General features: G+C 54.4%; 13 protein-coding genes and 1 pseudogene. 3 read left to right on the forward strand and 11 right to left on the reverse strand.

Annotated elements, in window-relative coordinates:
* Positions 1-276: pseudogene (locus Q7T06_RS05310) on the reverse strand (cytochrome bc complex cytochrome b subunit); the annotation flags it as partial.
* Positions 276-884, reverse strand: coding sequence for a ubiquinol-cytochrome c reductase iron-sulfur subunit (gene petA / locus Q7T06_RS05315; RefSeq protein ID WP_304781409.1), 609 nt, complete (start codon positions 882-884; stop codon positions 276-278). The gene petA and the pseudogene Q7T06_RS05310, both read right to left, overlap by 1 nt.
* Positions 885-1,159: 275 nt before the next feature.
* Between petA and mscL the strand changes: the two genes are divergently transcribed.
* Positions 1,160-1,576, forward strand: a complete 417-nt coding sequence (mscL, locus tag Q7T06_RS05320) for a large conductance mechanosensitive channel protein MscL (RefSeq protein ID WP_304781412.1) — start codon at positions 1,160-1,162, stop codon at positions 1,574-1,576.
* A 67-nt stretch (positions 1,577-1,643) separates the two neighbouring features.
* Here mscL and Q7T06_RS05325 read toward each other — a convergent pair whose 3' ends face one another.
* Positions 1,644-2,378: a response regulator transcription factor gene (locus Q7T06_RS05325; protein ID WP_304781415.1), complete on the reverse strand. Its 735-nt coding sequence runs from the start codon at positions 2,376-2,378 to the stop codon at positions 1,644-1,646.
* A gap of 133 nt (positions 2,379-2,511) precedes the next feature.
* Positions 2,512-3,279, reverse strand: a complete 768-nt coding sequence (locus Q7T06_RS05330) for a Nif3-like dinuclear metal center hexameric protein (RefSeq protein WP_304781418.1) — start codon at positions 3,277-3,279, stop codon at positions 2,512-2,514.
* A 14-nt stretch (positions 3,280-3,293) separates the two neighbouring features.
* Here Q7T06_RS05330 and Q7T06_RS05335 point away from each other — a divergent pair, with 14 nt between their 5' ends.
* Both Q7T06_RS05335 and Q7T06_RS05340 read left to right on the forward strand, forming a co-directional pair.
* Complete coding sequence (locus Q7T06_RS05335; protein ID WP_304781421.1) at positions 3,294-4,469, forward strand: Do family serine endopeptidase; 1,176 nt, start codon at positions 3,294-3,296, stop codon at positions 4,467-4,469.
* Positions 4,470-4,474: 5 nt separating this feature from the next.
* Entirely contained in the window at positions 4,475-5,140 is a 666-nt protein-coding gene (locus tag Q7T06_RS05340) for a DUF2461 domain-containing protein (protein WP_304781424.1), read from the forward strand.
* A 10-nt stretch (positions 5,141-5,150) separates the two neighbouring features.
* Here the strand turns inward: Q7T06_RS05340 and tatC are convergent, their stop codons facing one another.
* The 7 genes from tatC to Q7T06_RS05375 all read right to left on the reverse strand — a co-directional run.
* Entirely contained in the window at positions 5,151-5,891 is a 741-nt protein-coding gene (gene tatC / locus Q7T06_RS05345) for a twin-arginine translocase subunit TatC (RefSeq protein WP_304781427.1), read from the reverse strand.
* Between the two features lie 111 nt (positions 5,892-6,002).
* Positions 6,003-6,503, reverse strand: coding sequence for a Sec-independent protein translocase protein TatB (gene tatB / locus Q7T06_RS05350; RefSeq protein ID WP_304781430.1), 501 nt, complete (start codon positions 6,501-6,503; stop codon positions 6,003-6,005).
* A 71-nt stretch (positions 6,504-6,574) separates the two neighbouring features.
* The gene (gene tatA / locus Q7T06_RS05355) at positions 6,575-6,805 is read right to left on the reverse strand and encodes a Sec-independent protein translocase subunit TatA (protein WP_304781434.1); all 231 of its coding nucleotides are present in this window, start codon (positions 6,803-6,805) and stop codon (positions 6,575-6,577) included.
* Between the two features lie 49 nt (positions 6,806-6,854).
* A complete protein-coding gene (locus Q7T06_RS05360) occupies positions 6,855-7,229 on the reverse strand; it encodes a histidine triad nucleotide-binding protein (protein ID WP_304781452.1) in 375 nt (124 codons plus the stop codon).
* Positions 7,230-7,275: 46 nt separating this feature from the next.
* Positions 7,276-7,617 (reverse strand): phosphoribosyl-ATP diphosphatase, encoded by a 342-nt coding sequence (locus Q7T06_RS05365; protein ID WP_304781439.1) that lies wholly within the window; start codon positions 7,615-7,617, stop codon positions 7,276-7,278.
* A 13-nt stretch (positions 7,618-7,630) separates the two neighbouring features.
* Positions 7,631-8,035 (reverse strand): phosphoribosyl-AMP cyclohydrolase, encoded by a 405-nt coding sequence (hisI, locus tag Q7T06_RS05370; protein WP_304781445.1) that lies wholly within the window; start codon positions 8,033-8,035, stop codon positions 7,631-7,633.
* Positions 8,032-8,200: HisA/HisF-related TIM barrel protein (locus Q7T06_RS05375; protein WP_304781459.1), on the reverse strand; the 169-nt coding region annotated here is incomplete at its 5' end. The genes Q7T06_RS05375 and hisI, both read right to left, overlap by 4 nt.

The following is an 8,200-nucleotide window of genomic DNA, read 5'->3' on the forward strand; positions in this document are numbered from 1 at the left end:
CACGTCACGCATGATGTACTCAACCGAAGCAAACGCAAGCGTAGCGTCCGGTTTGTAATGCATGACGAGGAAAATACCGGTAACGATCTGTATCACCAGCACCAGCAGTGCGAGCGAACCGAATACGTACAGGAAGTTGAAGTTTTTTGGCGCGTAGTACTCGGACAGATGCGCTTTCCATGTCGACGACAGCGGGAAACGTGCATCGACCCAGTTCAGGGCCTTGTCAGCGATAGGTGCATCAGCCGGCAATTGTTTTTCGTGAAAAGCCATGATTAAGCCTCACCTTTCTCGTCTTTGCCGATGATCAGCTTGGAGTCGCCCACATACATGTGGCGCGGCACCTCGAGATTATCCGGCGCCGGCTTGTTCTTGTATACGCGGCCTGCCAGATCGAAGGTCGATCCGTGGCAAGGGCACAAGAAGCCGCCATGCCAGTCATCCGGCAACGATGGCTGCGCACCGGTCTGGAAGCGCGTCACAGGCGAGCAACCCAGATGCGTACAAATACCGACGGCAACCAGAATCTCCGGTTTGATCGAACGATATTCATTGCGCGCATATTCTGGCGTCAGCTCATCCTGCTTGCGTTCCGAATTCGGATCGGCAACCTGAGCATCGGTTTGTTTAAGCGACTCGACCATTTCAGGCGAGCGTTTCAAGATCCAGACTGGCTTACCACGCCACTCAACGGTCTTCATTTCACCTGGCATCAAGCCAGCGATGTCTACTTCAACCGGCGCACCAGCGGCTTTCGCGCGCTCGGACGGCTGAAAAGTGGATACCAATACACCTGTTGTGGCCAAGCCGGCCACGCCACCCGCCGCACATGTAGCGACAAGTAAGCCACGTCGACCGGAATCGACCTGCTTTTCGTTACTCATACCAACCCCAATCAGTCAAAATGCGAAATCTGTACGAAACTTCTAGCAACCCTAGATTATAACGGAGGCAACGCTTGTTTTAAAGCGAATAGATGCTGCCGAAGCCATTTTTGCGGAACTTTTTGAACAATTTCGTTGTTCTATCCACTTATTTGGGACGCATTATCCATCGAATATGGCTTGAAAAGAGGAAATTAATTTGACCTTTAGCATGCCAAAAACTAGGATGTAGCTCCAAATTGCACTTTTACAAACACGATCAACAGGAGATTGCCATGGGCATGATGCAGGATTTTAAAGCTTTTGCCGTCAAGGGAAATGTAGTCGATCTGGCAGTTGCGGTAATTATCGGCACGGCTTTCGGCAAGATCGTGGAGTCGCTGGTGCAGGATATTATTATGCCGGTCGTCGGCAAGATATTTGGCGGACTGGACTTCAGCAATTACTATCTGCCGCTCAACGATCAGGCGGCGCAGCTGACCCTGGTTGAGGCAAAAAAACTCGGCGCAGTGTTCGCTTACGGCAGCTTTATTACCATTCTGATCAATTTCCTGATCCTCGCATTCATCATTTTCCAGATGGTGCGCATCCTGAGTAAATTGAAAAAAGAAGAACCGCCGGTAGAAGCTGCGCCGGCCACACCGGAAGATATCGTGCTGCTCAGAGAAATTCGCGACGCACTGAAGAAATAAGCTTACAAACGGCGACGATTGCGTGCATAGATGTATGGGCCGGGCGGCGCATGGCGCCCGGCTCGACTCAGGGGGATGTGGTTTTCTGCGCTTTTGATTTCAGCTGGTCCATTTGCAGCAAACCGCGGCGATTGGCTTCATACACAGCTTCGCCGCGCGAATGCACGGACAATTTATCGTAGATATTCTTGATATGCGTTTGTACGGTGCCGACTGACAAGGCCAGCTGTTTGGCAACTTCCCCATAGCTGTCGCCGCATGCGATCAAGTCGAGAATTGCCGCTTCGCGCTTGGTCAGGAATACTTGCGCAGCTGTGGTGTCAAGGTTGCGGCCAGGCGCGACATCGTTGGTTTTTTTGCCGTCGCGCATACGCGCCAGCAGCTTGCGCGCTATCGTCGGACTGATAGGCGAGCCGCCCGTATGCAACTGCAACAGCGCATGCGCAATATCCAGATTATCCACATCCTTCAATACATATCCGGCCGCACCCGCCTCTATGCTGTCGACCACGCTATCCTGGTCGCTGGACGTCGTGATGACCATGATGTTGCAGGCCGGATAACGATGCGCACAAAAACGAATGATGTCTATGCCTGAACCATCCGGCAAGCCCAAATCCACCAGCAAGACATCCGCCGACTGATGCGCCAGCCAGTCCATTGCAGACTTCACGCAATCCAGCGCATCAAGCAGGATGAACGCCGGCTCCCTGGCTATCCCCAAACACAATGCGCGCCGCGTTACTGCATCATCTTCCACCACCAAAACAGTGATGGGTCCATCCGCTACCGGTTGCGCCATGATATAGATCCGTTTTCCTGTCCCTGACACGCATGGCCATGCGTGTACTGTCTATTTTACAATTCGCTAGTTATACCATAGCAAATTGCACATTTGTCATGTTGCCGGCCTATGCAAGAAGGAATGACGGAGATCAAACAGGATTATCGATATCGATGAATTGATGTTCAATCCCGAAGTGCGTCGCCAGATGTGCGCCCAGGGCCTGGACGCCATAGCGCTCGGTCGCGTGATGGCCGCATGCAAGATAGCTAACGCCGCTCTCGCGGGCCAGATGGACGGTAGGCTCGGAGATTTCACCGCTTAAGTAAACATTGGCGCCAGCCGCAATCGCATCACCCAGCAAGTTTTGCGCAGCGCCCGTGCACCAGCCTATCTTGCCGAGTTTTTGCGCCGGGTCACCTATGATTAAAGGCGCCCGTCCCAATTGCCGCTCAATCTGCAACGCCAGATCGCCCACTGTTGCGAGTGACGCATCGGACAGCGTGCCCAGCCAGCCCAGATCATTCTCGCCAAAACGCGACTCCGCCTGCAAGCCCAGCTGACGCGCCAGTTGCGCATTGTTGCCGAGTTCTGCATGCATATCGAGCGGCAAATGATAGGCAAATAAATTCACATCATGCGCCAGCAATAATTTCAGGCGCCTGTGCTTTTGCCCGATCACACGCGCATCTTCGCCGCGCCAGAAATAACCGTGATGAACCAGGATCGCATCAGCGCCTTGCTCGACCGCAGCGTCCAGCAAGGCCAGGCTGGCCGTCACCCCGCTCACCAGTTTCTTGATAGCCCGGCGCCCTTCAACTTGCAAGCCGTTTGGGCAAAAATCGGGAAAGCGGGTAATATCAAGCGTTCTGGCTAGATATTTGGCAAGATCGTCCCTATCTATTATTTTCTGACTCATTTTTCCTACCTTTTATGCGACGTCTTTGGCTGTTGTTTGCGCAAACCGTAACTGTCGGTTTGGCTGTTTTATTCATTGTAACGACCTTGAAGCCCGAGTGGGCCAGCGGCATATCCAGTAGCGCGCACAAAGTGCGCAGCACAAGTTCAGTGCCTATGCTGGAAGCACCCTTGAGTGCAGCCCCGACCCAGGGCTCGTTCCGCGATGCGACCAGGCTGGCGATGCCCTCGGTCGTCAATATCTTCACCAGCAAAACCGCAACGCCATCGCAAAATCCATTCATGGACGATCCGGTCTTCCGCAAGTTTTTTGGCGACCGTTTTGATGAGCAGCAGGAAAAGCAGGTCAGCCTGGGGTCTGGCGTAATCGTCAGCGCACAGGGCTATATCCTCACGAATAACCATGTGGTCGAAGCAGCCGATGAAATTGAAGTCGCGCTGGCCGACGGCCGCAAGGCAATTGCAAAAGTGGTGGGCACCGATCCTGAGACTGACCTGGCCGTCGTCAAGATAGACCTCGACAACTTGCCCGCGATCACCCTCGGCCACGTGGAAACAGCCAAGGTCGGCGATGTCGTGCTGGCGATAGGCAATCCCTTCGGTGTCGGCCAAACGGTGACGATGGGCATCATCTCGGCGCTGGGTCGCAATCACCTGGGCATACTGGATGCGTTTGAAAACTTCATCCAGACCGATGCCGCGATCAACCCCGGCAATTCCGGTGGCGCACTGATAGACGCCAACGGCAACCTGCTCGGCATCAACACGGCGATCTATTCACGCAGCGGCGGCTCGCTCGGCATCGGCTTCGCGATCCCTGTTACCACCGTCAAGTCCGTCATGGATGCCATCATCAAGAATGGACAAGTCGTGCGCGGCTATATCGGCGTCGAACCCCAGGACATCACGCCGGAACTGGCGGAAAGTTTCGGCCTGAAGAAAAGCAATGGCGCGATCATAGCCGGCGTCTTGAAAGGCGGACCGGCAGACAAGGCTGGCATGCAGCCTGGCGACATACTGGTTTCGGTGGAAAACCATCCGGTAACGGACATGGCCGACATGCTCAACCAGATCGCGCAACTTTCGCCCGGCCAGAAAGCCAGCATTATCGTGTTGCGCCGGAACCAGGAAAACACGCTCAATGTCACGATAGGCAAGCGCCCGAAAGCGCCGCCACGCCCGGTCGAATAATCACCATGCACATACGCGACCTCACGCAATTTCTGGCAGAACTGGCCGAGAACAATAACCGCGCCTGGTTCGTCATGAACAAGCCGCGCTACGATATCCTGCGCGCTGAATTCCTGGAACTGGTAACGGCGCTGATTGCAGACATCAGCAAGTTCGATCCGGCGATCGCGGGCTGCAATCCGAAGAAGGCGCTGTTTCGCATCAACCGCGACATGCGCTTTTCAAAAGAGAAGATTCCATACAAGACGCATTTTTCCGCCTCGATCAATGCCAGCGGCTTGAAAAAACCCAGCCAGGGCGGCGGCCCCAGCTATTATTTCCACATCGACCAGACCGGCACGCTACTGATTGCAGGCGGCGAATGGATGCCGCCGGCAGATCGCTTGCGCGCGATCCGGCAGCATGTGATTGACGACGCGATGGGATTTTCAAAACTGTTGAAAAACAAGCAGTTGATGCAGACTTACGGCGACTTGCAGCAGGAAGGGAAACTGACGCGCCCGCCGAAAGGCTTTGACGCCGATGCGCCGCATCTTGACTACATCAAGCTTAAAAGCTTCATCGTATGGAATGAGATGGCAGTGAAGAAAGTCTCTGCCGACCTTGAGCAAACCCTGGTGGCAGGATTCAGGGATGCCTATCCACTGGTTGCCTGGCTGCGCCAGGCCTGAGCCAGCAGGATCAAACTGATTCCGGCGGGGCCTGCGTCATCTTCACGAAAAACGGCGCCAGCAACAAACCGACTTCATACAGCAGGCACAGCGGCACGGCCAGCAATAACTGGCTCATCACGTCCGGCGGCGTGACGACTGCAGCAATCACGAAGGCGCCGACTATCACGTAGGGACGGATCTGCTTGAGTTTTTCGACAGAAACCAGTCCCATGCGCACCAGTACGATCACCACGATAGGCACTTCAAACGTCAAGCCGAACGCGATGAACATCGTCATCACGAAGCCAAAGTAGCTGTCGATATCCGGCGCAACCGAAATCGATTTCGGCGCGAAGTTATTGATGAAGTGGAAGATGACGCCGAACACCAGGAAATAACAGAATGCGACGCCGACTATGAACAGCGCCGATGACGATATTACCAGCGGCGCGATCAGTTTCTTTTCATGCGTATACAAACCGGGCGCAATGAAAGCCCACAATTGGTACAGCACCCACGGCAGCGAAATGATGAAGGCAACCAGCATCGTGACCTTGACCGGGATCAGAAATGGCGTGATCACGCCAGTCGCTATCATCTTGCTGCCTTCCGGCAGCGCCAGCATCATCGGGCGCGCCAGGAAGTCATAGATGTCGCCCGCCCAGGGCATCAGGCAAAGAAAGATCACAATCACGACTATGGCAGCCTTCATCAGCCGGCTGCGCAGTTCTATCAAATGCGAAATGAACGAATCTTCGTTACCAATCATGTTTTGTCTTCATTCATTGTGTCGCAACAAGCTTCATTGCAGGCATGCGGGAATACTGATCAGAAAATGCCAGGCTGCCGGAAGACAGACGCGCTTGATGCAGCTGCTTCATTAATGAAAAAAAGCTGTCGACTTGCGGGCACTGGCCGGGCGGAATTTTGCCATGCGGGCTGCGCCGGAAATGACACGCGATTTTTGACCGCTTTGACGCTTGTACCAGGAAGGCACGGCCGAAGTGGCCGCCATTTTTTTCTTGCGGAAATTTTTTGACTTGAGCGTGGCTTGATCAAAGGTCGGCGGCTCCATCAATGGATTGATGTCGGTATCCGCATCGCCCCAGGCAGAGTGCAATGCGTCATCGGCGCTCGACAAGCCTTGCTTGACCGATTTCTCGACGTCGCTGGCGGCATCCTGCACCTCCTGCTGCATCTTGCGCAACTCGTCGAGTTCCATCTCGCGACTGACTTCGGATTTGACTTCGTTGATGTAGCGTTGCGCGCGGCCAAACAGGGTGCCGGCCATGCGCGCCACTTTCGGCAATTTTTCCGGGCCGATGAAAACCAGTGCAGCAACGCCAATGATCGCAAGTTTGGAAAATGCAATATCGATCATAGGATTAGCGATAGGCTGGACATATTGTGCGCGGCAAAGCGGTGCTTACCAACCTCGCTGCACACAAGACATCAGCTGTTCGACTTCTCTTTCACTTCAACGTCCACGGTGCCTTTGTCTGCAACCTGCGACGGTGCAGCATCCTTGGCGGCAGGCTTGTCGTCCTCGCCCTTCATGCCATCCTTGAAGCCCTTGACGGCCTTGCCCACGTCGGAGCCCATGTTGCCGATTTTCTTGGTGCCGAATACCAGCATCACGATGACCAAAACGATCAACCAGTGCCAGATGCTAAATGAACCCATTGTTTTCTCCTTGAAGGACGTCGCCGCCCGGAATCCAGAACTATTCGTGCTACGCCAATACCCGGCGCCACGGACGCGGCCCACCAATCACATGCATGTGCAAATGGTACACCTCTTGCCCGCCATCGGGCCCGGTATTGAACATCGTTTTAAAGCCGCCTTGCGGCGCACCGTTTGCATCGATGCTGTAAGCACAACCCAGCTCTTTTGCCAGCTTCGGAGCCAGCAGCGATATTTTACCCAATAAAGCCGCATCATTCGCCGTGCAATCGGCCAGTGTCGCCAAATGTTTTTTCGGAATGATCAGGAAATGCACAGGCGCAGCCGGGTTGATATCGTTGAACGCGAGCACATCATCATCCTCGTAAATAATCTGCGCAGGAATCTGCTTCGCGGCGATTTTACAAAAAATGCAATTATCCAAATGAGACTCCATCTTAAGCCAAGTTTGATTACCTGCTGATCGCCTGCTAGTCAGCCTTGCGACCGGCTTTTTCCACCAGGCCGGAAAGACCTTCGCGGCGCGCCAATTCATCCAGCACATCCTGCGGCTTCAAGTCGAATTGCGCCAGCATGACCAGCGAGTGAAACCACAAGTCTGCGCATTCGTACAAGACCTTGGAATGATCGCCATCGACGCGCGCATCCTTGGCGGCCATCACGGTCTCGGTGGCTTCTTCACCGATTTTTTTCAGTATCGCGTCATCGCCTTTGACAAACAGGCGCGCCACGTATGATTTTTCCGGATCGCCGCCGTTAGCGGGCTTGCGCGATTCGATGACTGCGGCCAGACGTTTCAGGGTTTCACTCATTGCACACTTGCTTTCACTTGTAGATCGTGTCCGGATTCTTCAACACCGGTTCCACCGTTTGCCAGTCGCCGGCACTCGCATCGCCTTCAAACTTCTGGAAAAAACAGGAATGACGGCCGGTATGGCAGGCGATGCTGCCCACCTGCTCTATCTTCAGCAAGACGACATCTTCATCGCAATCAAGCCGCACTTCATGCACTTTTTGCGTATGACCGGATTCTTCACCCTTGTGCCACAACTTCTTGCGCGAGCGGCTCCAGTAAACTGCTTCGCCGGATTCGATGGTCCTGGCCAATGCATCGCGATTCATCCACGCAAACATCAAGACGTCGTTGCTGCCGACTTCCTGCGCGATGACAGGCACCAAACCGTGCTCATCCCACTTGACCTTGTTGAGCCATTTCATGGTGCCGCTCATGCCAGCCTCATCGGTATGCCTTGGTCCGCCATGAAACGCTTGGCTTCCTGCACAGTGTGCTGGCCGTAGTGAAAAATACTGGCTGCCAGTACCGCATCCGCGTGGCCGCTCTTGATGCCGTCGACCAGATCCTGCAAGCCGCCGACACCGCCGGAAGCAATGACA

Origin of the sequence: Herminiimonas sp., from assembly GCF_030645555.1 — a bacterium.
In the GTDB taxonomy this organism is placed as follows: domain Bacteria; phylum Pseudomonadota; class Gammaproteobacteria; order Burkholderiales; family Burkholderiaceae_D; genus Oxalicibacterium.

Excerpts from the sequence above, each read along its gene's own strand:
- petA (WP_304781409.1), bottom strand. The coding sequence starts at position 884 with ATGAGTAACGAAAAGCAGGTCGATTCCGGTCGACGTGGCTTACTTGTC.
- mscL (WP_304781412.1), top strand. The coding sequence starts at position 1,160 with ATGGGCATGATGCAGGATTTTAAAGCTTTTGCCGTCAAGGGAAATGTA.
- Q7T06_RS05325 (WP_304781415.1), bottom strand. The coding sequence starts at position 2,378 with ATGGCGCAACCGGTAGCGGATGGACCCATCACTGTTTTGGTGGTGGAA.
- Q7T06_RS05330 (WP_304781418.1), bottom strand. The coding sequence starts at position 3,279 with ATGAGTCAGAAAATAATAGATAGGGACGATCTTGCCAAATATCTAGCC.
- Q7T06_RS05335 (WP_304781421.1), top strand. The coding sequence starts at position 3,294 with ATGCGACGTCTTTGGCTGTTGTTTGCGCAAACCGTAACTGTCGGTTTG.
- Q7T06_RS05340 (WP_304781424.1), top strand. The coding sequence starts at position 4,475 with ATGCACATACGCGACCTCACGCAATTTCTGGCAGAACTGGCCGAGAAC.
- tatC (WP_304781427.1), bottom strand. The coding sequence starts at position 5,891 with ATGATTGGTAACGAAGATTCGTTCATTTCGCATTTGATAGAACTGCGC.
- tatB (WP_304781430.1), bottom strand. The coding sequence starts at position 6,503 with ATGATCGATATTGCATTTTCCAAACTTGCGATCATTGGCGTTGCTGCA.
- tatA (WP_304781434.1), bottom strand. The coding sequence starts at position 6,805 with ATGGGTTCATTTAGCATCTGGCACTGGTTGATCGTTTTGGTCATCGTG.
- Q7T06_RS05365 (WP_304781439.1), bottom strand. The coding sequence starts at position 7,617 with ATGAGTGAAACCCTGAAACGTCTGGCCGCAGTCATCGAATCGCGCAAG.
- hisI (WP_304781445.1), bottom strand. The coding sequence starts at position 8,035 with ATGAGCGGCACCATGAAATGGCTCAACAAGGTCAAGTGGGATGAGCAC.